The sequence below is a fragment of the Clostridium sp. Marseille-P3244 genome (assembly GCF_900120155.1).
In the GTDB taxonomy this organism is placed as follows: Bacteria; Bacillota; Clostridia; order Lachnospirales; family Lachnospiraceae; genus Mediterraneibacter.
The window spans coordinates 2,354,619-2,378,395 of record NZ_LT635549.1 but is presented as its reverse complement, the minus strand read 5'-3'; the positions used below and the strand labels follow the sequence as shown (position 1 = coordinate 2,378,395).

General features: G+C 51.3%; 23 protein-coding genes and 1 pseudogene. 15 read left to right on the top strand and 9 right to left on the bottom strand.

All coding sequences use genetic code 11. The features are described from left to right. Complete coding sequence (locus BQ7367_RS13120) at positions 1-666, top strand: precorrin-8X methylmutase (protein WP_072525845.1); 666 nt, start codon at positions 1-3, stop codon at positions 664-666. Beyond that, positions 666-1,055, top strand: a pseudogene (locus BQ7367_RS13115) (precorrin-2 dehydrogenase/sirohydrochlorin ferrochelatase family protein); the annotation flags it as partial. The gene BQ7367_RS13120 and the pseudogene BQ7367_RS13115, both read left to right, overlap by 1 nt. A gap of 55 nt (positions 1,056-1,110) precedes the next feature. Here the strand turns inward: BQ7367_RS13115 and BQ7367_RS13110 are convergent. The 5 genes from BQ7367_RS13110 to BQ7367_RS13090 all read right to left on the bottom strand — a co-directional run bounded on the left by BQ7367_RS13110 (position 1,111) and on the right by BQ7367_RS13090 (position 4,399). Continuing rightward, entirely contained in the window at positions 1,111-1,827 is a 717-nt protein-coding gene (locus BQ7367_RS13110; protein WP_072525843.1) for a PHP domain-containing protein, read from the bottom strand. Beyond that, positions 1,824-2,156: a DRTGG domain-containing protein gene (locus BQ7367_RS13105; RefSeq protein WP_072525842.1), complete on the bottom strand. Its 333-nt coding sequence runs from the start codon at positions 2,154-2,156 to the stop codon at positions 1,824-1,826. Before BQ7367_RS13105 ends, BQ7367_RS13110 begins: the two co-directional genes overlap by 4 nt. Further along, on the bottom strand, positions 2,146-3,570 hold the full coding sequence (locus BQ7367_RS13100; RefSeq protein WP_072525841.1) for a [Fe-Fe] hydrogenase large subunit C-terminal domain-containing protein: 1,425 nt from the start codon (positions 3,568-3,570) through the stop codon (positions 2,146-2,148). The genes BQ7367_RS13105 and BQ7367_RS13100 overlap by 11 nt, the downstream gene beginning before the upstream one ends. Before the next feature lie 61 nt (positions 3,571-3,631). Continuing rightward, a complete protein-coding gene (locus BQ7367_RS13095; RefSeq protein ID WP_072525840.1) occupies positions 3,632-4,054 on the bottom strand; it encodes an ATP-binding protein in 423 nt (140 codons plus the stop codon). After that, a complete protein-coding gene (locus tag BQ7367_RS13090; RefSeq protein WP_072525839.1) occupies positions 4,055-4,399 on the bottom strand; it encodes a DRTGG domain-containing protein in 345 nt (114 codons plus the stop codon). 310 nt (positions 4,400-4,709) lie between these two features. Here BQ7367_RS13090 and BQ7367_RS13085 point away from each other — a divergent pair, with 310 nt between their 5' ends. Genes BQ7367_RS13085 through BQ7367_RS13065 form a run of 5 tightly spaced genes read left to right on the top strand, consistent with a single transcriptional unit; the run spans position 4,710 to position 9,754 of the window. Continuing rightward, on the top strand, positions 4,710-5,204 hold the full coding sequence (locus BQ7367_RS13085) for an NADH-quinone oxidoreductase subunit NuoE family protein (RefSeq protein ID WP_072525838.1): 495 nt from the start codon (positions 4,710-4,712) through the stop codon (positions 5,202-5,204). 3 nt (positions 5,205-5,207) lie between these two features. Then, positions 5,208-5,768, top strand: coding sequence for an ATP-binding protein (locus BQ7367_RS13080; protein ID WP_072525837.1), 561 nt, complete (start codon positions 5,208-5,210; stop codon positions 5,766-5,768). 29 nt (positions 5,769-5,797) lie between these two features. After that, positions 5,798-6,187: a (2Fe-2S) ferredoxin domain-containing protein gene (locus BQ7367_RS13075; protein ID WP_072525836.1), complete on the top strand. Its 390-nt coding sequence runs from the start codon at positions 5,798-5,800 to the stop codon at positions 6,185-6,187. A gap of 21 nt (positions 6,188-6,208) precedes the next feature. Beyond that, positions 6,209-7,996 (top strand): NADH-quinone oxidoreductase subunit NuoF, encoded by a 1,788-nt coding sequence (gene nuoF / locus BQ7367_RS13070; RefSeq protein WP_072525835.1) that lies wholly within the window; start codon positions 6,209-6,211, stop codon positions 7,994-7,996. A gap of 15 nt (positions 7,997-8,011) precedes the next feature. Continuing rightward, positions 8,012-9,754 (top strand): NADH-dependent [FeFe] hydrogenase, group A6, encoded by a 1,743-nt coding sequence (locus tag BQ7367_RS13065; RefSeq protein WP_072525834.1) that lies wholly within the window; start codon positions 8,012-8,014, stop codon positions 9,752-9,754. A gap of 801 nt (positions 9,755-10,555) precedes the next feature. On the opposite strand, the gene BQ7367_RS13060 is transcribed toward BQ7367_RS13065, so the two are convergent. Then, positions 10,556-12,031: a hypothetical protein gene (locus tag BQ7367_RS13060; RefSeq protein WP_072525833.1), complete on the bottom strand. Its 1,476-nt coding sequence runs from the start codon at positions 12,029-12,031 to the stop codon at positions 10,556-10,558. A 22-nt stretch (positions 12,032-12,053) separates the two neighbouring features. After that, positions 12,054-12,596 carry an RNA polymerase sigma factor gene (locus BQ7367_RS13055; RefSeq protein WP_328586532.1) on the bottom strand — a complete coding sequence of 181 codons (543 nt, stop codon included), beginning with the start codon at positions 12,594-12,596 and terminating at the stop codon, positions 12,054-12,056. A 197-nt stretch (positions 12,597-12,793) separates the two neighbouring features. On the opposite strand from BQ7367_RS13055, the gene BQ7367_RS13050 reads away from it, so the two are divergent. The 4 genes from BQ7367_RS13050 (at position 12,794) to BQ7367_RS13040 (ending at position 16,920) form a co-directional block, all read left to right on the top strand. Then, positions 12,794-14,503 (top strand): [Fe-Fe] hydrogenase large subunit C-terminal domain-containing protein, encoded by a 1,710-nt coding sequence (locus BQ7367_RS13050; RefSeq protein ID WP_072525832.1) that lies wholly within the window; start codon positions 12,794-12,796, stop codon positions 14,501-14,503. A 2-nt stretch (positions 14,504-14,505) separates the two neighbouring features. Further along, on the top strand, positions 14,506-15,681 hold the full coding sequence (locus BQ7367_RS13045) for a SpoIIE family protein phosphatase (RefSeq protein ID WP_072525831.1): 1,176 nt from the start codon (positions 14,506-14,508) through the stop codon (positions 15,679-15,681). A gap of 24 nt (positions 15,682-15,705) precedes the next feature. Then, positions 15,706-15,867 (top strand): hypothetical protein, encoded by a 162-nt coding sequence (locus BQ7367_RS14510; RefSeq protein WP_159431657.1) that lies wholly within the window; start codon positions 15,706-15,708, stop codon positions 15,865-15,867. Between the two features lie 165 nt (positions 15,868-16,032). After that, complete coding sequence (locus tag BQ7367_RS13040) at positions 16,033-16,920, top strand: tyrosine-type recombinase/integrase (protein WP_083588945.1); 888 nt, start codon at positions 16,033-16,035, stop codon at positions 16,918-16,920. Positions 16,921-17,016: 96 nt separating this feature from the next. Here BQ7367_RS13040 and galT read toward each other — a convergent pair whose 3' ends face one another. Continuing rightward, positions 17,017-18,507, bottom strand: coding sequence for a UDP-glucose--hexose-1-phosphate uridylyltransferase (galT, locus tag BQ7367_RS13035; protein ID WP_072525830.1), 1,491 nt, complete (start codon positions 18,505-18,507; stop codon positions 17,017-17,019). A 69-nt stretch (positions 18,508-18,576) separates the two neighbouring features. Then, on the bottom strand, positions 18,577-19,746 hold the full coding sequence (locus BQ7367_RS13030) for a galactokinase (protein WP_072525829.1): 1,170 nt from the start codon (positions 19,744-19,746) through the stop codon (positions 18,577-18,579). A 203-nt stretch (positions 19,747-19,949) separates the two neighbouring features. Between BQ7367_RS13030 and BQ7367_RS13025 the strand changes: the two genes are divergently transcribed. The 4 genes from BQ7367_RS13025 to BQ7367_RS13010 all read left to right on the top strand — a co-directional run bounded on the left by BQ7367_RS13025 (position 19,950) and on the right by BQ7367_RS13010 (position 23,728). Then, a complete protein-coding gene (locus BQ7367_RS13025; RefSeq protein ID WP_083588944.1) occupies positions 19,950-20,807 on the top strand; it encodes an AraC family transcriptional regulator in 858 nt (285 codons plus the stop codon). A gap of 70 nt (positions 20,808-20,877) precedes the next feature. Further along, entirely contained in the window at positions 20,878-21,540 is a 663-nt protein-coding gene (locus tag BQ7367_RS13020; protein ID WP_072526219.1) for a polysaccharide deacetylase family protein, read from the top strand. Positions 21,541-21,629: 89 nt separating this feature from the next. After that, entirely contained in the window at positions 21,630-22,355 is a 726-nt protein-coding gene (locus BQ7367_RS13015; RefSeq protein WP_072525827.1) for a tRNA threonylcarbamoyladenosine dehydratase, read from the top strand. A gap of 44 nt (positions 22,356-22,399) precedes the next feature. Continuing rightward, positions 22,400-23,728: a replication-associated recombination protein A gene (locus tag BQ7367_RS13010; protein WP_072526218.1), complete on the top strand. Its 1,329-nt coding sequence runs from the start codon at positions 22,400-22,402 to the stop codon at positions 23,726-23,728. The last annotated feature ends 49 nt before the right edge of the window (positions 23,729-23,777 follow it).

The window sequence follows — 23,777 nt, the reverse complement described above, 5'->3', positions numbered from 1 at the left end:
ATGGCATGGGAGACGGAGAAGATACTTCCCTCAGAGATCGAGAAGAGAAGTTTTGAGATCATCACGGAAGAGCTGGGAGAGAAAAGACTGATCCCGGGGACAGAACCCATCGTAAAACGCTGCATCCATACAAGCGCGGATTTTGACTACGCGGATAATCTTGTATTCTCAGAACACGCTGTAGAGAAGGCGATCCAGGCAATCCGGAAGGGATGCTGGATCGTGACGGACACCGAGATGGGACGGGCAGGGATCAATAAGAAAAAGCTGGCCCGGTACGGGGGAGAAGTCCACTGCTTCATGGCGGATCCTGACGTGAGGGAAATGGCGGAAAAGAAAGGGACTACCCGAGCATCAGCCAGTATGGATAAGGCAGCAGCGCTCGAAAGAGATGTCATTTTCGCGGTGGGCAACGCCCCCACGGCTCTGCTGCGTCTTTATGAGCTGATCAGGGAGGAAGGCCTGACGCCCCGTCTGATCATCGGTGCTCCCGTGGGATTCGTGAATGTGGTGCAGGCCAAAGAGCGGATACTGGAACTGAAAGATACTCCTTATATCGTGGCAAGAGGGAGAAAGGGCGGAAGTAATATTGCCGCCTGCATCTGCAACGCGCTTCTGTATATGAGTGAGTCTGAGGAGGAGCAGGACAGGAGGAGGCAGCAGTGATGGAGCATCCATATTTCCCTGTGTTTATAGATATTTCCGGGAAAAGGACCACCGTGATCGGGGGAGGGAACGTCGCTTTGAGAAGAGTGAACACACTTCTGCGTTTTGGAGCAGATGTGTGTGTCATTTCACCCTCTCTGTGCTCAGGATTTGACAGCCTGAGAGAGTCAGGAAAGATCCGTACAGTGATCCGGAAATATGAGGAAAAAGATCTGGAAGGAGCAGAGCTTGTCATTGCCGCCACTGATGACCGGACGGTGAACCGCAAGGTATGGAGAGACTGCAGGGAAAGAAAGATCCCTGTGAACACAGCGGATGACCATACACTGTGTGATTTCTATTTTCCATCGGTCGTAATGACAGAGGATGTGGTAGTGGCGATCAATTCAGGTGGAAAAGATCCGGGACTTGTGAAAGCAGTAAGAGAGAAGATCGAGAGGACCGTCAGCGCCCCGACAGCGCCTGAAGGACATCCTCAGGATCTTTCGAGCGTGACCAGATCTGATACTGCGGTTCATGGATGTCCGCGAGATAGTGGGCGTCAGAACAGCAGATCACATTGCACTGAGAAAAGTACGGATGTTCCTTCTGCATCCGGTGCAGATTTTTAAAGTCGTGGAATTCCGCACACCGGAAGGTACTCTCCGGCGGGACAAAGCCCAGATTTGAGATCAAACTTGTGGAAGTTTTGTCCACATGAGCCGGATAGGCGATGCCCCCGTAAGAATCTACCAGAGAAAACACTTCATCAAAAGACACGGAAGTGGCATTGATCAGCAGATGTTCCACAGATCCTGTGACCTGATCTTTTTCATCCATGATCTGCTGTTTCCCGAAGATATCCTCCCGGTTGGGAACGGCCATAAGTCTTTCGTATATAAAGGCATCAAAAGCAAGTGCACGATCAAGATCTGCAAAAAGGCAGATGACGTGCACTTCTTCTTCTGTTGTCAGCTCCATACCGGGGATGACAGTGACACCGTAAACACTGCCGTGATACATGGCAGCGGGACAGTTCTTGCAGCTGTTGTGGTCGGTCAGGGCAATCACGTCCAGTCCCTTGACCGCCGCCATCCCCACAAGATTTGCCGGCGTCATGTCGTCATCTCCGCAGGGAGACAGACAGGAATGAAGATGAAGGTCATAATACAGAGGGATCATAGGGCTCCTTCCTGATAGATCCTGAGGGCGGCCTCAAAAACCGGAAGTTCTGTCGAAAGGATAGCAATCCCTTCTTCCTCCGCTTTTTCCAGCGTCTTCTCATCAAGGGAGACGCCCTCGGCCAGTACGATGCAGGCGACATCCGCAAGGGAGGCCACTGCCAGTGTGTTTTTGTTTCCCATCACCGTTACCCACACGCCGTCCGCGGGAGCTTTGCTCATGGCGATGCTGAGCAGGTCACAGCAGAAGACACGGGAAATCTCCCGGTCAGGGGATCCTTTTACAAGAGCCTGATACTCTGGGAGATGAAGGATTTTTTCAAGTTTCATCCTTTGACGCACCGTCCTTTCTGTTTTGTTCAGGAACACCGAAGGCGGCAAGTTCCGCTGTCAGTGTCTGTATGTAGGAGTTGAGGAGCCTGGAATCATTTTCATTCAAAGGTTTTTTGTCTTCCCGGTTTCTGATGAGAGATTCCATTTTCCCGGACAGCTCCGCAATATTGGCCCGGAGCACATAAATGCAGTCATTGGGAGTGGCGTCTCCGCGCACGATATCCTCCGCCAGTGTCTGGCAGGTGGGTGCTCCGCAGGAGCCGCAGTCCAGACCGGGGAATTTTGCCGTGAGTTTCTCCACGTCATTCATCATCTTCAGACTTTCCTTAAAGGTATTCCCGAGCCGGAAAACCGGTTCATACTCTACATTGTCGGCCCAATAGATATTTTCCGCCTCAGGATTGTCCGAAAGGTGATTTTTCGAGACCGGCTGATATTTTACAAGGCGTTTTGTTTTGGTGGTGGCGATATAGGCATTCTCTACCGTCAGGGTGCCTCCCACACAGCCGCCGTTGCAGGCACTTAATTCCACGAAGGTGAGTCCGTGGAGTTTCTCGTCCTCCAGTTCTTCCAGAACACGCAGAATATTGACAATGCCGTCCGCAGCCAGATAATTGTCCACAAGCAGCCCTCCGACTTCTCCGCCCGCGTTGCTCCAGCCGATACCGATACGCCCGGAGTTGGACAAAGGCTTCAGCTGGCTCTCGTCATGTTTCATATGGGGCAGCAGAAGCGGATAGACATCCTTGATGGCGATCACGTTGTCAATATTACTTTTCTCAATGCCAAGAGGGGATTTGGCATAGGAGACCTTGGAGGGACAGGGAGAGATAAAGATGATCCCGATTTCTTCCGGTTTCAGTCCGGTCTTTTTCATGGCCCTTGCCCTGGCAATCTCTGCCGCCACTTCCACAGGTGCCTTGATGGGAAGCAGACGGGAGATAAGAGAGGGAAATTTCACCCGGATCAGCCGGATGACAGAAGGGCAGGCCGAACTGATAAAAGGCGCGTCCTCCATATGTTCTTTTATGTATTCCCTGGATGCCTCTGAGACCAGTTCCGCCGCGGCGCTTACTTCATATACATCATCAAACCCCAGCTTCAGGAGGGCGTTGAGCACGATATCCACATTGGTCAGATTGTTGTACTGGGCATAGAGTGAGGGCGCCGGAAGAGCGACCGTATATTTGAAATTATTGATGACAGTAAGCGGATCATAGACAGCGATCTTGGCGTGATGCGGACAGTAACGGATGCATCTGCCGCAGTCAATACAGAACTTGTCTATGATGTGGGCCTTGCCGTTATGCACCCGGATGGCCTGGGTCGGGCAGTATTTGATGCAGTTGATACAGCCCTGGCAGGATGATTCCTTCAGGCGCACAGATCGCATAAATTTATTTTTGTCCATTACAGTGCCTCCTTAACACAGATGGAATCACAGGAAAAACAGCGGGCAGAGACGGAAAGGATCAAAGATACACCTTCATCGTGATGGTAGTTCCCCGGCCGATCACGGTATCGATCTCCATCTCGTCTGTGTACCGTTTCATATTGGGAAGTCCCATGCCGGCTCCGAATCCAAGAGAGCGGACCTCCGGACGGGCGGTGGAATAACCTTCCTGCATGGCCTTTTCAATATCCGGAATGCCGGGGCCTTTGTCGGCGAGCACCATGGTAATGTCATCGTCAGATACAGTGACCGTGATCATGCCGCCTTCCGCGTGGATGACCATATTGATCTCGCCCTCATACATCGCAATAGCGACTTTGCGGATCACGTCACTGCCTACGCCCAGCATCTTCAGTTTGTTCTTCACATTGCTGCTGGCTTCTCCCGCGCGGGTGAAATCTTCTCCGTCCACAGTGTAGGTAAACATCAGTTCATCGCTCATTCAGGCACCTCCCCTGAGTCCGTGCTCATACAGCATGCCACATGCCGTGAACATATAATGCTCTGTGGCAAGGATGGCGATCCCCTTTCCCATCGCCAGCGCAAGCATATTTTCGTCCGGCATTTTTCCGCGGACAAAAATGATACAGACAATGTCCAGCATTTCCGCGGTGCGAACCACCTGAGGGTTGCACAGCCCGGTCATCAGGATAGAACATTTCCCTCCATATGCCAGTACATCGCTCATCATGTCCGCGGAAAAGACGAATTCCGCGTCCAGATCAGCCAGTTCCTCCCCGTACAGGAACTGAGCGTCCAGAATTTCTTTCATTTCTCTGATCTTCATAAATCCTCCTGAAATCGAAACATGGATTATCATTACTTTCCGTTAGTATAACATCTGCATTTTGAAAAAGCAATGAATCGGGAGTATTGCATATCTGGCACATAAAGAAAGGATAATTTGTCAGAAAATTAACCATAGATCATTTTCTGTCCTCGTATAAAATTCACAAAAAATTATTCATAAATAGGTGGAATTTTGTAATATCTTGTGTTATCATATATTCTATGAGCACAAAATATACTTTGTCGACTGACGGCCGTTTTTTATTGTTGTCAGCAGTTTGACAAAGGAGAGAAATGGAGGTTGAAGAATGGCAGCTAAGAAAGGAACAGTTCCATTTTCCGGGACAAAAGAACAGGAAGAAGCACTTATGAAAGTGATCGCTGATCTCAAGGATGAAAAGGGTGCTTTGATGCCGATCCTGCAGAAAGCACAGGATATATACGGGTATCTTCCAATCGAAGTTCAGAAGATGATCTCGGATGAGACAGGGATCCCCATGGAGAAAATTTACGGTGTCGCGACATTTTATTCGCAGTTCACCTTAAACCCGAAGGGCAGATACAGGATTTCTGTCTGTCTTGGCACTGCGTGTTACGTGAAGGGCTCGGGAGATATTTATAATGCTTTGATGGAAAAGCTCGGGATCGTAGGCGGAGAGTGTACACCGGACGGAAAATTTTCTTTGGATGCGTGCCGCTGCGTGGGCGCCTGCGGTCTGGCTCCGGTCATGATGATCAATGACGAAGTCTACGGCCGGCTCACAGTGGACGATCTGGACGGCATTCTGGCAAAATACGAATAAGCTATGATGCCGGAGATATCTCTGAATATTCTGGATGTAGCGGAAAATTCCATACGCGCTGAAGCGTCACTGGTGGAGATCACCGTGTCGGTGCAGCCGGAGACGGATATGCTGACCGTGATCATCAAAGATGACGGCTGCGGCATGACTCCGGAACAGGCAGTCAGCGTGCAGGATCCCTTTTATACTACGAGGACCACAAGGAAGGTGGGACTGGGAGTCCCGTTTTTCAAACAGGCCGCGGAGAGCACAGGGGGCAGCTTCCGGATTGATTCAGAAAAAGGTAAAGGAACTACAGTAAAGGCGGTATTCGGCCTGTCCCATATCGACAGGATGCCGCTGGGCGATATCAGTTCCACCATCCATACACTGATCGTATTCAATGGACAGACCGATTTCAGGTATACATATGAATATGCTGAGAAAAGTTTTGTGCTGGATACCCGCCAGATGCGCCAGATACTGGGAGAAGGCATTGATCTTTCCGAGCCGGAGGTATCGGCGTTTATCAGGGAATATCTGGTAACTAATAAAGAGGAGACAGATGGAGGAGCAGATATATAAGAAAGATTGATTTGTAAGAGGAGGATTATATGAAATCTCTTGAAGAATTACGTGCGATCAGAGAAAGCATGCAGGGCAAGGTTGGAGTCCGCGCAGAGAATGAGAACCAGACCCGTGTGGTCGTGGGGATGGCTACCTGCGGGATTGCCAGCGGAGCAAGACCGGTGCTGACCGCGCTTTCTGACGCGGTCCAGGAACAGAACTTAAGCGAGAAGATCAGCGTATCACAGACCGGATGTATCGGACTGTGCCAGTATGAGCCTATCGTGGAAGTGATGGAACCGGGCAAAGAAAAAGTAACTTACGTGAAGATGACTCCCGAGAAAGCGCTGGAGGTGCTGCGTCTTCACTTGCTGGGCGGCCAGGTAGTAACAAAATATACGCTGAGCGCGGCGCAGGCACAGAAAAATAACGCATAGCAGAAAAGGAGGCATGAAGAAATGTATCGTTCACACGTACTTGTCTGTGGCGGAACCGGATGTACCTCCTCCGGGAGCCAGAGGATCAGGGAAAGACTGGAGAAGGAGATCGCGGCCAACGGACTTTCGGAAGAAGTCGGCGTAGTCAAGACCGGATGTTTCGGACTCTGCGCGCTTGGTCCGATCATGATCGTATACCCGGAAGGGACTTTTTATTCCATGGTACAGGAAGACGATATCCCGGAGATCGTCTCCGAGCATCTCCTGAAGGGAAGAGTGGTGACCCGTCTTCTCTATGACGAGACGACAAAGACAGATAAGATCATTCCTTTGAATGAGACCAACTTTTATAAAAAACAGCACAGAGTCGCGCTGCGCAACTGTGGTGTCATCAATCCGGAGAATATTGATGAGTACATAGGGACCGGCGGTTATGAAGCACTGGGCCGTGTCCTGACAGAGAAAACACCGGAGGATGTGATCCAGATCCTGCTGGACAGCGGACTCAGAGGAAGAGGCGGCGCCGGATTTCCGACAGGACTGAAATGGAAGTTTGCCGCGGCAAACGAAGCGGATCAGAAATATGTCTGCTGTAACGCGGACGAGGGTGACCCGGGAGCATTCATGGACCGTTCCATTCTGGAGGGAGATCCTCACGCGGTGCTGGAAGCTATGGCGATCGCGGGATATGCTATTGGAGCGTCCCAGGGATATATCTATGTCAGAGCAGAGTACCCCATCGCGGTCAAGCGTCTGGAGATCGCCATCGGACAGGCGAGAGACTATGGACTGCTGGGCAAAAATATTTTTGACAGCGGATTTGATTTTGACATTGAACTGAGGCTGGGAGCCGGCGCGTTTGTCTGCGGAGAGGAAACCGCGCTCATGACTTCCATTGAAGGAAACAGAGGGGAGCCTCGTCCCCGTCCGCCGTTCCCGGCCCTGAAAGGACTGTTTGAAAGGCCCACCATTCTGAACAATGTGGAGACTTACGCGAACATTCCGCAGATCATCGTGAACGGACCGGAGTGGTTTGCGTCCATGGGAACAGAGAACTCCAAGGGAACGAAAGTGTTTGCTCTCGGCGGCAAGATCAATAACACCGGACTTGTGGAAGTACCCATGGGAACGACGCTTCGGGAGATCGTAGAAGAGATCGGCGGCGGCATCCCCAACGGGAAGAAATTCAAGGCGGCCCAGACCGGCGGACCTTCCGGCGGATGTATTCCGGCGGAGCATCTGGATGTGCCCATCGACTATGACAACTTAAAGGAAATCGGTTCTATGATGGGATCCGGCGGACTGATCGTCATGGATGAGGATACCTGTATGGTGGATATCGCCAAGTTCTTCCTGGAATTTACGGTAGATGAGTCCTGCGGAAAGTGTACGCCGTGTCGGATCGGTACAAGGCGTATGCTGGAGATCCTGGAGAAGATCACGAAGGGGCAGGCCACTATGGAAGACCTGGATAAGCTGGAAGAGCTGTGCTACCATCTGCAGTCCAATTCCCTGTGCGCTCTGGGACAGACGGCGCCGAACCCGGTGCTCTCCACACTGAGATATTTCAGGGATGAATATATTGCCCATATTGTAGACAAGAAATGTCCTGCGGGAGTCTGCAAGGATCTGCTGCAGTACAAGATCGATCCGGATAAATGTAAGGGATGTACGCTCTGCGCGCGTACCTGTCCGGCAGACGCGATCATCGGCAAGGTGAAGGAAGTACATATGATCAATCCTGAGAAGTGCTTAAAGTGCGGCGCCTGCATGGAGAAATGCCGCTTTGGCGCGATCTACAAAGAATAAGGGAGGGCAGCGAAGATGGAAAATGTGAATTTAAAGATCAATGGCTTGAATGTAACTGCACCCGCGGGCTCTACTGTACTTGAGGCGGCACAGGCAGCAGGCATCAGGATACCGACACTGTGTTATTTAAAAGAAATCAATGAGATCGGCGCGTGCCGTATGTGCGTAGTGGAAGTCAAAGGCGCGAGAAATCTTGTGGCGGCCTGTGTGCATCCTGTCTCTGAGGGAATGGAAGTACTGACAAACACGCAGAGACTGCTGGACTCCAGACGGAGAACACTGGAACTCCTCCTGTCCAACCATGATAAGAAGTGCCTCTCCTGTGTGCGCAGCGGACACTGCGAACTCCAGGAACTGTGCCAGGAACTGGGAGTGGAGGATGAAGATTATTTCGCGGGTGAATCACCGGAATATGAGCTGGATGAAAGTGCGGTACATATGGTAAGGGATAACAACAAATGTATCCTCTGCCGCCGCTGTTCCGCAGTGTGTGAGAAGGTTCAGAGCGTGGGTGTGATCGGACCCAACAACAGAGGATTCGCCACATTTATCGGCTCCCCCTTCGAGATGGGGCTGGGAGATACCAGCTGCGTGGGCTGTGGCCAGTGTATCGCCGCATGTCCGACAGGAGCTCTTTATGAGAAGAGCAATATCGACGATGTGCTCTCTGCCATCGCCGATGAAACGAAACATGTGGTAGTACAGACAGCACCGGCCGTGCGCGCGGCACTGGGCGAGGAGTTCGGATATCCCATGGGAACTGACGTAGAAGGCAAAATGGCGGCAGCTCTCAGACGGATCGGATTTGACAAGGTATTCGATACCAACTTCAGCGCGGACCTGACGATCATGGAAGAGGCACATGAATTCCTCGATCGTGTGAAGAACGGCGGGGTGCTTCCGATGATGACTTCCTGTTCACCGGGATGGATCAAGTACTGCGAGCATTACTACCCGGATCAGCTGGCGCATCTGTCAAGCTGCAAATCCCCTCAGCAGATGTTCGGGGCGATCACCAAGACTTACTATGCTGAGAAGATGGGCATTCTTCCGGAAAATATCGTCTGTGTCAGCGTGATGCCGTGTACGGCAAAGAAATTTGAGCTCCAGAGAGATGACCAGTACGCAGCGGGAGTGCCGGATGTAGATATCTCCATCACGACGAGAGAGCTGGCAAGACTGATCCGAAAGGTGGGAATCAATTTCCGCAGCCTGCCGGATGAAGGTTTTGACGATCCGCTGGGCGAGTCCACAGGCGCGGGCGTGATCTTCGGAGCTACCGGAGGAGTCATGGAAGCGGCTCTTCGTACGGCAGTCGAAGAGCTGACAGGAGAGTCACTTCAGAAGCTGGAGTTCATGGAAGTGCGTGGAACAGAGGGCATCAAAGAGGCAACCTATCATGTGGCAGGCATGGACGTGAAAGTAGCAGTGGTATCCGGACTTTCCAACGCGAAGATCATCATGGACAAAGTACGCGCGGGAGAGGCAGACTATCATTTCATTGAGATCATGTGCTGCCCGGGCGGCTGTGTCAATGGAGGCGGCCAGCCCCAGGTACATGCCGATGTGCGTAACTTTGAGGATGTGAAGGCGATCCGGGCAAAGGCTCTGTATGACAATGACGCGGCGAAGACTCTGAGGAAATCTCATGAGAATCCGTCCATCAAGAAAGTATACAGTGAGTATCTCGGCGCGCCGGGAAGCGAAAAGGCGCATCATATCCTGCATACCACCTACGTAAAAAGAACCATTAATTAAATCTGAGATTGTTGAGGGGGGATGTAGACGCCGAGGGAAGGAAGAGGATATCCATCTCGGACACGCTTTCGCTCGGGGCTGCAACGCAGCGGCACATAAGGGCGCAAAGGACGCGCCCCAAATGCCGGCGTTGCTGCACGGCCCTCGATGGATACCTCTTCCTTCCCCGGCTCCCAATCCTTGCCCCTCGACAATCTCGCGATTTAAAAGTAATATAAAAGCGAAACGTTATCGACTATATACTCTGTCTTCAAAAAGGCAGAAGACATATGCCAGAGATCCGTGGATGTCTAGGCCGGGCCGCCTTATGGCGGTGCTTCGCAGCCCTGACATCCACGGATCTTTGGCATAATAACCTTTGGGATCGTATATGCATTTTCTCCAATAGCGTTCCGCTTTCGTCTTACTTTATAATCGCGAGATTGACGGGGGATGAATCATGACGCTGGAGGGAATGGACGAAGTGCAGGGAAGGGAAAGAGTACCGGTTGGAAGAACCTTTCTGCGGCGGCAGATGGGTGGACCGGCGACTTTGGAGGAATCCGTCGGAAAAACTTAAGGGACTAAGCTGCACCGTCAGGCAGGCCGATGGGATTGTCTGAACGAAGTGGGTTGCCCATCGGCCTGCCTTGCTTTTAGGTGGAGCTTAAGTCCCTTTATGTTTTTCCCGGATTCTGGAACGGAGACGGGGTCACCCATTCTGTTGCCGCAGAATACGTTTTTCGATACCAGCTTTTTTCTATTCCCTAAGCTTTATCCATTTTTTCCGGCGTCTCCTGAATCATCCCGGCAAACTCAGATTTATTCCTGCACTTTAAGGTATGGCTCTGTCAGCAGGCTGTCTCTGCTTTGGGAATAGCTTGTTCCGCCGAAGAAGGACAGATACGCCAGATCGACGCAGTCGTCATCTACAACGTAAACAGCAGTATATTCTATGGTTTCGCCGCCCTGGATATCCGTGTAATTCATGGATTTCCCGCCATTGCTTGCCGGAGACTGATAGATCGGTGCTCCGTCGACTGTGAGGGTTTCATATGCGCTGAGCGCTGAGCGGTGGCCATCGATCCGGTGCAGTTCCTGGCTGCTGTCCGGTTCAAGCAGGCGGAGCATGGGAGCTTCATAGGAGAGCGTTTCAGAACTGCTATTGGTAATTTCTGCGGACAGAACGATGAACCGGGAACCGCCGGTCTCGATCTGATCGGTTTCCCAACGCAGGGATGCATATCTTTCATGAGGCTTCAGACTGCCGTCTGAGTTAAGGAGCGGGAGGAATTCCGTATCATAATCAATGTTAAAGTACTGTTCCGGGAACTGATCCAGAGGAAGAGCGTCCAAAATCCGGATATCTGTTATTTTGTACTGTATGGCGGATTCCGGGTATTCTGTGGCATCGGGTGACTGCATGGTGAGGAGATCTCCGGCCTTATATACAGAGGATGCGGGAACAATGCCTTCCAGCTCGGACAGTTCCTGGCTTTTTTGCTGCTCTTTTTTCAGGGCAAGAATCTCTTCCTCGCCTGGATAGGGCTCGGTTTCATCCAGCACATCGATCTTCAGCTCACTGGCGATATGGAACAGTTCATCTGCCGCAAGGGATCCGCCGACATCAAAAATCTGTACGACATAACCGTATTCCGGATTGAAAAGACAGAGAGTGCGGTGGGTTCCCTGGTCATCCTTGTAGACGCTTTCCCGGTCTACAAGGGAAATCTGCATTCCCGGGATCTGGACCTTGTCTGTCAGATTTTCTTCCAGACTGTCCAGAGAGAATCCTCCGATCAGTGGCGTGTCAGTTTCGTTCATTTCATAGAGCAGGGCGGCATTGTAGTCGATAATTGTGATGCTGCCTTCTGTGGCCTCATTATACCATTTTCCGGCATGGGGACCTTCTTCCTGATATAGATATCCGTCGGGCATATAGCCGGCCTCAACGTTAATTTTGTGAGCTTCTTTCGCTTCCGGATTGATGGAGATCTCGAAATTGGCTTCGTCTTCTGTCTGTGTGACACGTACACTCAGCAGATTGACGGCTGCGGCCACCGTGACCCCCAGCCCGGCAATAAGAGCTGCCGCAGCCGCGATGGACACCCATGCCCTGTGGCGGCGCCTGACTGTTCTGTGCCTGCCGGGCTGTTCTTTGGAGTCTGCGTATCCGGGGTCATTTATAAGCCCGAGTTTCTGGTAGGTCTGATGGATCCGTTCATTGACGGACGAGGGAATGACCGCGTCGCTTTTCAGGATCCGTTCCATATCTTCCTGTGAAAATTCTCTTTTCAAAGTAATTCCTCCTTTCTGTGGATCAGTAGGCTGTATTTTCCAGGGACCAGATTTCCCGGAATTTTTCCCGCCCTCGGGAAAGCCTTGTTTTTACTGTGTTTTCTTCCATGTCCAGAAGCTGGGCGATCTCGCTGACTTTAAATCCTTCTCCATAATAGAGGAGAAGCACGGTGCGGTATTTCTCATCCAGAGTACGCATCAGCGCCTCAAATTCACAGTTTGCCAGTTCCATGCAGATCCCGCCCTGATCGGGAATGGTTTCTGCAGGAGATTCCCGCTTGTTTTTTCTGATAATGTCAATACATTTGTTGATAAGAATACGGGTAATCCATGTCTGGAAATATTCGTTTTTCTTTAAATGCGGAAGAGAGCGCCAGGCAGATTCGATGGTGTCCTGGATGGCGTCTGCGATATCTTCTTCTGAGGAAAAATAGCTGCGGGCTGTCTTGTACATCCTCTGTCTGCAGGAATCCATCAGTTCAACGAATGCCTGTACATCGCCCTGCCGGGCTCTCTGTACCAGATACTCCAGGCTGATCCCCTCCTTTCTCTTCGGTCGGTTCATTCCTGTGTTTTAGCCTCCTCTCTGGTCTGTCTGCTTTTTTCAAACATTAGACGGAAGAGGGGCGGGAAATAGTTTCATGTCCTGATGATTTATTTTAAAAAAGATACATTTCGTGTAAATGCTGTTTTTTGTTTCATTGAAACTCACGCGGCGGTCTGTTAAAATATTGATAATAGAGAACGAGGAGGTTTATGCAGATGAAAGTCATAGACTTTAAGGATGCGAAATGTCGTCACTGCTATAAGTGTGTGAGGAACTGTGCGGTGAAGGCAATAACGGTCAAGGATGAACAGGCCCGCATCATGGTGGATCACTGTATCAACTGCGGACGCTGCCTGGAGGTCTGTCCCCAGAATGCCAAGACTTTCGCAAGTGATCTTGAGCGTGTGAAAGGATATCTGCGGCAGGGATTTCAGACCATCATCTCCATCGCTCCGTCCTATGCGGGAGTCCTGGAACTTGACAAGCCGGGACAGGTGGTGGATGCTCTGCAGAAGCTGGGCTTTTACGAAGTCCGGGAAACGGCGGAGGGCGCGGCGCTGGTGACCAATGAGTACAAGAAGCTGGTGCGGGAGAACCGGATGCCGAATATCATCACGACCTGCTGTCCCAGTGTCAACGACCTGATCGAGAAATACTATCCGGACTGCGCGAAACTGATGGCTCCGGTAGTGTCTCCCATGGTGGCTCATGGACGTTATATTAAGAAGATTTACGGACCGGATGTAAAGGTCGTATTTTTGGGCCCGTGCATTGCGAAGAAGCAGGAGGCTATCGGGGATGACCGGGTGTTCGGCGCCATCGACGCGATCCTTACTTTTGAGGAGCTGGCGGACTGGTTTGCCGAAGCGGGTATAGACCTTGCATCCTGCGAGGATAAGCCCATGGGCAATCCGGATCCGAAGATCAACCGGCTCTATCCGGTCAGCGGCGGCGTGATCCAGTCTGTTATTACGGAGGAGGATGCGGACGGTTACCATAAGGTGTTTGTGGACGGTCTGGAGAACTGCATGGAGATGCTGGAATGCCTGCAGAAAGGGGAGCTGGATCACTGCTTCATCGAGGCCAATGTGTGTGAGGGAGGCTGCGCGAAAGGGCCGGCATCCGCGCACTGGAACACTTCTTATGTGAAGACCAAGGTAAAGATCGAGAATGGTGTAACTTATAAAGCGGCCAGAGACCTGCCGGATATGACGACGGAAGAGCTGGCGAAAGAGTTTGGAGACCACAGTATCCGGGATGTACTGCCTTCTGAGGACCAGATACGGAAGATCCTGCAGTCTACAGGAAAATTCACAGTGGAGGACGAACTGAACTGCGGGGCCTGCGGATATTCCACCTGCCGGGAGAAAGCCATTGCCGTGTTCCAGGGCAAGGCGGAACTGTCCATGTGTATGCCTTACGCTCTGGCGCAGGCAGAATCCATGTCCAATGTGGTGATGGACGTGACGCCCAATATGATCTTTGTTATCGGAAATGACATGAGGATCCTGGACTGCAACCGGAAGGGGCAGGAGCTCCTTGGCGTGGGCCATGAGGAGGCGGTGGAACGGTACATATTTGAGTTTATTGAGACGGAAGATATCGAGAACACTCTCCTTACAAAAGAACCTGTGATGCATAAGAAGGTGCAGCTGGAGAACGGAAGGATGACCGCCGAGGAGACGATCGTCTATATCGAGAATCTGGACGCTGTCCTGGTCACGTTCCAGGATGTGACCCATGAGGAGAAGATCCGGGAACAGCATTATAATCTGAAAGTGGAAACAGTGGAGATGGCCCAGAAGGTCATTGAGAAACAGATGATGGTGGCCCAGGAGATTGCAGGACTTCTGGGAGAGACAACGGCTGAGACGAAGGTGACGCTGACAAAGCTTCGGGATTCCATCCTGAACGAGGAGGAGTAGCTATGAGTGTGAGTGTGGACGTTGCGTGGAAAAGCCTGAACAAGCATAAGGAAGAACTGTGCGGAGACAAGGTGGAGATCCTGAAGAGAGAGGACTCTGATATTATCATCCTGGCGGACGGCATGGGCAGCGGAGTCAAGGCAAATATCCTTGCCACCCTGACTTCCAAGATCCTGGGAACCATGCTTTACGAAGGAGCTCAGATCGAGTCTTGTGTGGAGACCATCGCCAAGACGCTGCCGATCTGCAAGGTCCGGAAAGTGGCATACGCAACTTTTTCTATTCTGCAGATCTTCCACAACAGCGAAGCCTATCTTGTAGAATTTGACAATCCCTCCTGTGTGTTCATCCGGGACGGCAAGATCGTGAAATATCCTTACGAGACAAGGGAGATCGGCGGTAAGAAGATACACGAGTATCGTTTCCAGGTGAAGAAAAATGACTGCTTTGTACTGATGAGCGACGGCGTGATATATGCGGGGGCAGGGGAGATCCTGAACCTGCAGGGCTGGACCTGGGAGGCAATGTCAGAATATACGCTGAAATGTACCAAGAAGACCATGTCCGCCTCCCGTCTGGCGGTGATGCTCAGTCAGGCCTGCGAGGAGCTGTACGAAGAGAAGCCCGGGGATGACACGACGGTGGCGGTAGCGCGGGTGATTGAGCGCAGAGTCGTCAATATCTTTACCGGCCCGCCAAAGGAAAAAGAGGATGATGAACGGCTGATGCATGAGTTCATGCACACGGAAGGGAAAAAGGTAGTGGCAGGCGGGACCAGCGCCAATATCGCGGCCCGTGTTTTGGGACGGGAGATCGTCACGAAAGTGGACAGCCGGAATCCGGACGTGCCGCCCATGGCCACCATCGAGGGGATCGATCTGGTGACCGAGGGCGTGCTGACACTGGGTAAATGCCTGAAACTTCTGAAAAAGTATGTGCGGGATGAGTTTGACTCGGAGTTCTTTGATGAGCTGGACGCGGACAACGGGGCTTCCCGCCTGGCAAAACTTCTGATCGAGGAGTGTACGGAGCTGAACCTGTTTGTGGGAACGGCGGTCAATGCGGCCCACAAAGAGTCCGAACTGAATTTTGATCTGAGTATGCGGCAGAATCTGGTGGATCAGCTGATCAGTACGGCGGAGAAGATGGGAAGGAATGTCACCGTAAAATATTACTGACAGCTTAAGTCTATGGAGAAGAAAATGGATGAATTTGGAAAGAAAGTAAATAAGGTGGAACAGAATGTGGAACGCCTTGAACGGTTCAGTATGATCCGAAAGCTGGAAGGCGAAAACATAATGATCCTCCTGGAGCTCATAAAAGAACTGAGAAAAGATGTGGATGAGCTGAAAGAGAAAATTTGAAGACAGCGATAGCTGAAAAAGAAACGCCCGGGCGCAAACAGTAAACGCCCGGGCGTTTCTTCTCTTAGAGAGAGGGGAACAGGATTTACAGATGTACTTTTATAGGAGAACATGGCAGACTGTTAAAAAGAGGATAACCAGACAAAATGAAAAAGGAGGAGCATTATGCTGCAGTATGGGAAAACGGACAGAGACAGGGAGGAGGGAGGCCTGTGCCTTAAGGATAAGGACAAAGCTCTGGAAGCATTTATGAAAAATCTGTATGAGAAGGAATACGCAGATAATACGATCACAAAATACCGGACAGATATCAGAACCTTTTATAAATTTCTGGGGAATACTGAGACGGTGACAAAGAAATGCGCAGTAGAGTATAAGGAATGGCTGGGAGCAAATTATGCGCCGGCCAGCGCTAACTCCATGATTGCCGCACTGAACCAGTTTACAGAATTCCTCGGCGCGGGAGAACTGAGGATCCGGCCATTTAAAATCCAGAGGCAGGTATTTGCCGGGGAAGAGAAAAAACTGACGAAGAGAGAGTACCAGAAACTCCTGGAGGCGGCCGAGGAACAGGGAAAGGAAGAACTGGTCCTTCTTATGGAGACAATCGGCGTCACCGGGGTGCGGGTCAGTGAGCTGCGTTTCTTTACCGCGGAAAGTGTGAAAAGGGGCAGGGTGATCGTAAATAATAAAGGAAAACTCCGATTTATTCTGATTCCCCATAAACTGCAGAAAAAGCTGACAGTCTATTTGCAGAAAGAGGGCATCCAGCAGGGGGAGATTTTCATTACAAAAGGAGGGAAGTCCAAAGACCGGAGCAATATCTGGCGGGAAATGAAACATCTGGCGGAGAAATCCGGTGTCAGTCCTGAGAAGATATTTCCCCATAATCTCAGACATTTCTTTGCCGAGACGTTTTACCGGTTTACAGGAAATCTGGTAAGGCTGGCAGATATCCTGGGACACAGCAATATTGAGGTGACGCGGAATTATGCAAGGAGCAGTGTGAAAGAATGCCTGAGGGATATGGATATGATGTATGAAAAACTTTAGGAAGGCCACATAATGATAATTATATAGTATAAAAGGATGATACATATGCATTAAAAAAGAAAGCCCCCAAGGGACTTTCTTTTTGGTTTATATATCCTACAGTGTCTCGATAAAGCGGTGGAACGCCTTCAATCCTTCTTCGGTGCATTTGTAGACTCCGGCGTCCTCCAGTACCTGGCAGAAGACTTTCCCGACTTCCTGCTCCAGGATCTGTTCGATGTTTCCTTCATTGATATCAGAGTAGGAGGGGAGGAATTCGTCCACCCAGTCCGCGTGTTTCTCGATCTGTTCGTTGCTGCGGATATCCTTTCCTTCCAGGATATACTCTTTCAAAAGCTCCAGCTCACCCTTTAAGCGGGCAGGAAGTACGGCCAGGCCCATGACCTCGATCAGACCGATATTTTCCTTCTTGATATGGTGGAGCTTCTCATGAGGATGATAGACTCCGAGGGGATGCTCTTCTGTGGTGATATTGTTCCTCAGGGTCAGATCCAATTCGTAAAGGCCGTCCTTCTTACGTGCAATGGGCGTGATGGTATTATGGGGTGTTCCGTCCGTCTCTGCGAAGATGAAGGCGTCCTCATCCGTATAGGAGCGCCATTTGCCCAAAATGTGATCCGCCAGGTCAATGATCCTCTCTGTGTCTTCGCCGCGGAGGCGGATTACGGAAAGAGGCCATTTCACGATGCCTGCGGACACGTCCTCATATCCGGGCACGGTAAAGCTCTCGATAACAGGCGCTTTTGCCATGGCAAAGGTATAATTGCCGCCCTGGAAATGATCGTGGCTTAAGATCGATCCGCCCACGATCGGAAGATCCGCGTTGGATCCCAGGAAATAGTGGGGGAACAGCTTGATGAAGTCAAACAGCTTCGCAAAGGCGTTCCGGTCGATCTTCATGGGCGTATGTTCGCCGTTAAACACGATACAGTGTTCATTGTAGTAGACATAGGGAGAGTACTGGAATCCCCATTTCCGTCCCTGGATAGTGATGGGGATGATCCGGTGGTTCTCCCGGGCCGGGTGATTGGCACGTCCTGCGTATCCCTCATTCTCCATGCAGAGCTGACATTTCGGGTAGGAAGAGGACTTTGCCGCGCCGGCCGCGGCAATCGCCTTGGGGTCCTTCTCCGGCTTGGAGAGATTGATGGTAATGTCCAGAGTGCCGTACTGGGTATCCACGGTCCATTTCCGGTCCTTTTTGATGCGGTAGCGCCGGATATAATCACTGTCCTGGCTTAACTTGTAATAATACTCTGTGGCCTGCTCCGGAGACTGTTCATATTCCTCCCAGAACTTTTCATGGATCTGTGCCGGGCGCGGCACCAGGCAGTTCATGAGCTTTGTGTCAAAGAGGTCGCGGTATGTGATGCTGTCCTCGATGATGCCCCTTTTTACTGCCTCATCCAGCAGGTCTTTTAACACTTCTTCCAGAACGATATTGTCCGTATCACAGGATACGTCTTCGTAATCGTCCTCTTTCATCAGGTCCAGAAGGAGATTGGTAGTGTAGATTCTTTCGGATTCCGGGGTAAGACCTGTGTCAATCCCGTACTGGACCAGTTTTTTGATCGATTCATAAAGCATGGTAATTTCCCTCCCAAATAGAACGACAGTTTTACTGTGACAGGCTGAAAATAGCGTCCCTTTGCCGGATCAGTCCAGACGGGAAGCCCCATCGCCGATGTCTACGGTATAGAATTCGGCTTCATGGCCGACTTTTTCTTTGTAGGCCTTGCCGATGCTGTCGATGAATGTATCTACGGCGTCATTCTTTACAATGCTGACAGTACAGCCGCCGAAACCGCCTCCTGTGATACGGGAACCAATGACGCCGGAAATCTCCCATGCAAGATCCACAAGGATATCGATCTCCTCACAGGATACCTCATAATCGTCTCTCAGGGAAATGTGTGACTGGTTCATCAGCTGGCCGAATTTTGTGATGTCGCCGGCTTTCAAAGCAGCCACAGCGTCGATGGTGCGCTGGTTCTCATATACGGCATGTTTTGCACGCTTTAACTGTACCGGATCCTTGATAAGTCCTTTGTTTGCCTCAAATTCTTCCGGGCTTAAATCTCCCAGCGTCTGAATATCGAGTCCGGTCTTCAGCGCGGCCAGTGCATCCGTACACTCCTGACGTCTGTCGTTGTATGCAGAATCCACAAGGCTGTGTTTTACCTTGCTGTTTGTGATGATGATCTTGGCGTCCTCCAGCTGGATCGGCGCATATTCGTAATTCAGCGTGCTGGTATCCAGGAAGATGGCGTTGTCTTTCTTGCCCATGGCCACAGCGAACTGATCCATGATGCCGCAGTTGCAGCCGTTGAAGTTATTTTCAGAGTACTGTCCGATGAGGGCCAGATCGGTCATGCTCAGAGAATCGATGCCAAACAGGTCTGTCAGGATGACTCCGGTAAGCACTTCCAGGGAAGCGGAAGAAGAAAGACCGGAACCGTTGGGAATGTTCCCCCAGATCACCATGTCGAAGCCGCTGTCCAGCTTGTATCCTTTCTCCGCAAATGCCCATACCACGCCCAGCGGATAATTTGCCCAGTCATAAGCGTCCTTGTTGGTCAGATCGTCGAGGGATGCCTCCACTACGCCGATCCGGTCCAGGTTCATGGAATAAAAATGCATCAGCCGGTCATCCCGTCTGCGTGCCGCGCCATATGTACCCAGTGTCAGCGCGCAGGGGAAGACATGTCCCCCATTGTAATCGGTATGTTCTCCGATCAGATTGACACGGCCCGGTGAAAAGTAAAAACGGGCACCCTCATTGTTCCCAAAAAGCTCTGCGAATTTGTCAAAAAGTTTTTTCTTCATCTCATGATCCTCCTGAATCTTAATGTCGTGATCTGCGATCCGCATTTTATTATTTCTATTATAAACGCAGACAGTACCTGCGTCTATAAAAAATACGTGCAAATCCATGTAAAAATGTTGCACAAAAAGGAACTAAGAGACTATAATATCCACAGAATGAAACAGACAGGCTGCAATGGCCGTACAGGAAGGGAGGGAATGCTGTGCCAGGTTCTTACAAACATTCGTATAAAGTGGGAGAAAATCTTCTGAATTCCCTGTCAGTCTATAATGTGGGATATCAGAAATGCGAGCCGGAGTACCAGTGGGGTCCGGGGGTGAGAGATCATTATTGTATCCATCATATCCTGTCGGGGAGCGGGTATTATTCTACCGGGAAGGTGTCCCGGCATCTGCGCGCAGGGGATACCTTCATCCTTTATCCGGGAGTGGAGCTGCAGTATCAGGCAGACCGGGAGGAGCCATGGGAGTATGCCTGGGCGGGATTTATGGGCGCGGACGCGGCATCCATCATCCGGAATACGGAATTCAGCAAGGAGACTCCTTATATTCTGAAGGGCAGGATTCCGGAGCAGAAGATCCGGGAAGGACTGGACCGGATCTACCGGGTCAAGGGGAACACGTATGAGGCGGCAGTGGCCATGACCGGGGAGCTGTACAGCCTGCTGGCCGTGTTCATGCATTATTCAGATAAGGAAGGACAGGAGAAAGATATGCCTTCGCTCTATGTGGAGAAAGCAGAGAGTTATATCGAAACCAACTATTCTTATCCGATCACCGTGGAAGATATTGCTCATTATGTAGGTGTAAGCAGGAGCCATCTCTTCCGGTCTTTTCAGACCTATATGCAGAGATCTCCGAAAGAATATCTGACAGAGTACCGGATCAAGCAGGCCTGTCATCTTCTGAAGGAGACGGAACTGTCCGTATCGGCGATCGCCTATTCGGTGGGGTTTGAGAATAATCTTTATTTTTCCAAGGCGTTTAAAAAGCAGAAGGGGGTAAGTCCTTCGGAATACCGGAAGTCCCGGATGAATCGGGGAAAAGCCGCCAGCATATAATTGGGGTGAGAACGGCTAAGAAGGAAACACGGTGAAAGCGGACAGCAGGAAAGGAAGTTTAAAAAGACACATGCAGGCATTGGCCCTGGTTGTTATGCTCTGGATGTGTCCGGTGTCAGTGCTCTGGAAACAGCCGGCGGCAGCGGAACAATCAGGACCGGCGGACGGCGGGACTGCGCCGAAAGTGGCGCTGACTTTTGATGACGGTCCCAGCGCGCAGTACACGCCCGTACTCCTGGACGGCCTGAAGGAGAGGGGGATAAGGGCCAGTTTTTTCGTGATCGGGGCAAATATAGAGAAGGATGGGAACGAAGAGCTGATCAGGAGGATGAAGGAGGAAGGCCATCTGATAGGGAACCATACCTACCATCATGTGGATCTCTCCCGGCTTAGTACAGAGGATGCCCAAAGAGAGATTGACCTGACGGATCAGCTTGTGAAGGAGATCACAGGGGAAGAGACAGCCCTGGTGCGCCCGCCTTTCGGTGCATTTCCGGCGGGGATGGAAGAGCCAGATAAACTGTATGTAAAATGGACGGTGGATTCCAGGGACTGGGTGACGAAGGATCCGGATCAGACGGTGAAAAAGGTAGTGACGGATACCGGAGAAAATGATATCATTCTCATGCATGACTGTTACGGAACTTCCGTGGAGGCCGCTCTTCGGATCATCGATCTGCTCCGGGAACAGGGATATGAGTTTGTGACAGTGGATGAGCTCCTTTTGGAATAAGAAAGAGGCAACCGCCAGGAGAGCTGCCGGAAGAAATACATGAAGCAACTTTCATTGCTTATGAGAAGAGAAATTGTGGGAGAAAAGATATGATGAATGAATATTCCAGGACAGAACTTCTGATCGGCACAAAGGCCATGGAACGGTTGAAGAAAGCCTCCGTGATGATTTTCGGCGTGGGAGGCGTAGGGTCCCACTGTGTGGAAGCGCTGGCCAGAGCCGGTGTGGGGCGTCTGATCCTGATCGACAATGACCGGGTCTCCCTGACCAATATCAACCGGCAGTCCATCGCGTATCACAGCACGGTGGGGCGGCGCAAGACGGATGTGATGCGGGAACGGATCCAGGATATCTGCCCGGAGATCCAAGTGGAGACCTATGAGATCTTCGTCCTTCCCGATAACCTTATGACTTTATTTGAACAGGCAGGGGAGCCGGACTATATTGTGGACGCCATCGATACGGTGAGCGCCAAGATCGCTCTTGCCTGCCTGGCGCAGGAGAGGCATTTAAGGCTGATCAGCAGTATGGGCACGGGAAACAAGCTGCACCCGGAGCGGTTTCAGGTGGCGGATCTGGCGGAAACCAGCGTATGTCCACTGTGCCGCGTTATGAGAAGAGAGCTGAAGAAGAGAGGGGTCGAGCACCTGAAGGTCGTGTATTCTCAGGAAAAACCGGTTGATATGCATGGAAAGGTCCCGGAGGAAGAAGCCGGGGCACGGCGGGCAGTGCCGGGCAGTGTCTCGTTTGTTCCCCCTGCGGCGGGGCTGATCATTGCCGGAGAAGTGATACGGGAGCTGGCAGGGGTCGAGTGAGGAGAAAAGAGCGGGGAAATACAGATTTGACAGGAGGAGAAGACATGGATCTGTTTGACTATATGCGTAAGAACACCCAGGAAAAGGAAGCGCCTCTGGCTTCCAGGATGCGGCCGGAGACGCTGGACGAGGTGGTGGGACAACAGCACATCATCGGGAAGGACCGGCTTCTTTACCGGGCCATCCAGGCGGACAAGCTAAGCTCGGTGATCTTTTACGGGCCTCCCGGCACGGGCAAGACTACACTGGCAAAGGTCATCGCCAATACCACCAGCGCGCAGTTCAAGCAGATCAATGCCACTGTGGCCGGAAAAAAGGACATGGAGGAAGTTATCAAAGAGGCAAAGGACCTGCGGGGAATGTACGGGAAGAAAACGATTCTGTTCATCGATGAGATCCACAGGTTCAACAAGGGACAGCAGGACTATCTTCTTCCGTTTGTAGAGGACGGCACGGTGATCCTGATCGGAGCGACAACGGAGAATCCGTATTTTGAGGTGAACAGCGCTCTGATTTCCCGGTCCAGCATCTTTGAGCTGAAACCTCTTGACCGGGAGGATATCAAGACGCTGCTTAGACGGGCCGTGGAGGACCCGGAGAAAGGAATGGGAAGTTTTCATGCGCAGATCGACGAGGAGGCGCTGGATTTTCTTGCGGATCTCTCCGGAGGAGATGCGAGAAACGCCCTAAATGCCATAGAATTGGGCATCCTTACGACAGAGCGTGGCAGCGACGGGATCATCCATATTACAGTGGACGTGGCATCAGAGTGTATCCAGAAGCGGGTGGTGAATTACGATAAAAGAGGAGACAATCATTATGATATCATTTCCGCGTTCATCAAGAGCATGCGGGGATCAGATCCGGACGCGGCGGTTTTCTATCTGGCGAAAATGCTGTACGCGGGGGAAGATGTGAAATTTATTGCCAGAAGGATTATGATCTGTGCCTCGGAAGATGTGGGAAATGCGGATCCTATGGCGTTGACTGTGGCAGTGTCCGCCGCTCAGGCGGTGGAGCGGGTCGGTATGCCGGAATCCCAGATCATTCTGGCCCAGGCAGTGACGTATGTGGCCTGCGCGCCTAAGAGTAATTCTGCGGTAAATGCGATCACGGCGGCGAACCAGGCCGTGCAGCAGTACAGGACTTCCGTTCCCTCTCATCTCCAGGATTCCCACTACAAGGGCTCCCGTCAGCTGGGACACGGGATCGGGTACAAGTACGCCCATGATTATCCGGACCATTATGTAAAACAGCAGTATCTGCCGGACGAAATAAAAAACGCCAGGTTCTATGAACCCGGCGATCTCGGCTATGAAAAGACGATCCGCGATTATCTGAACAGGATACGCGGCACAGAAGACAACATATAAAACAGCGGGGGCAGAACAACTCAGGGTAAAGATGTTGTTCAGACAGATA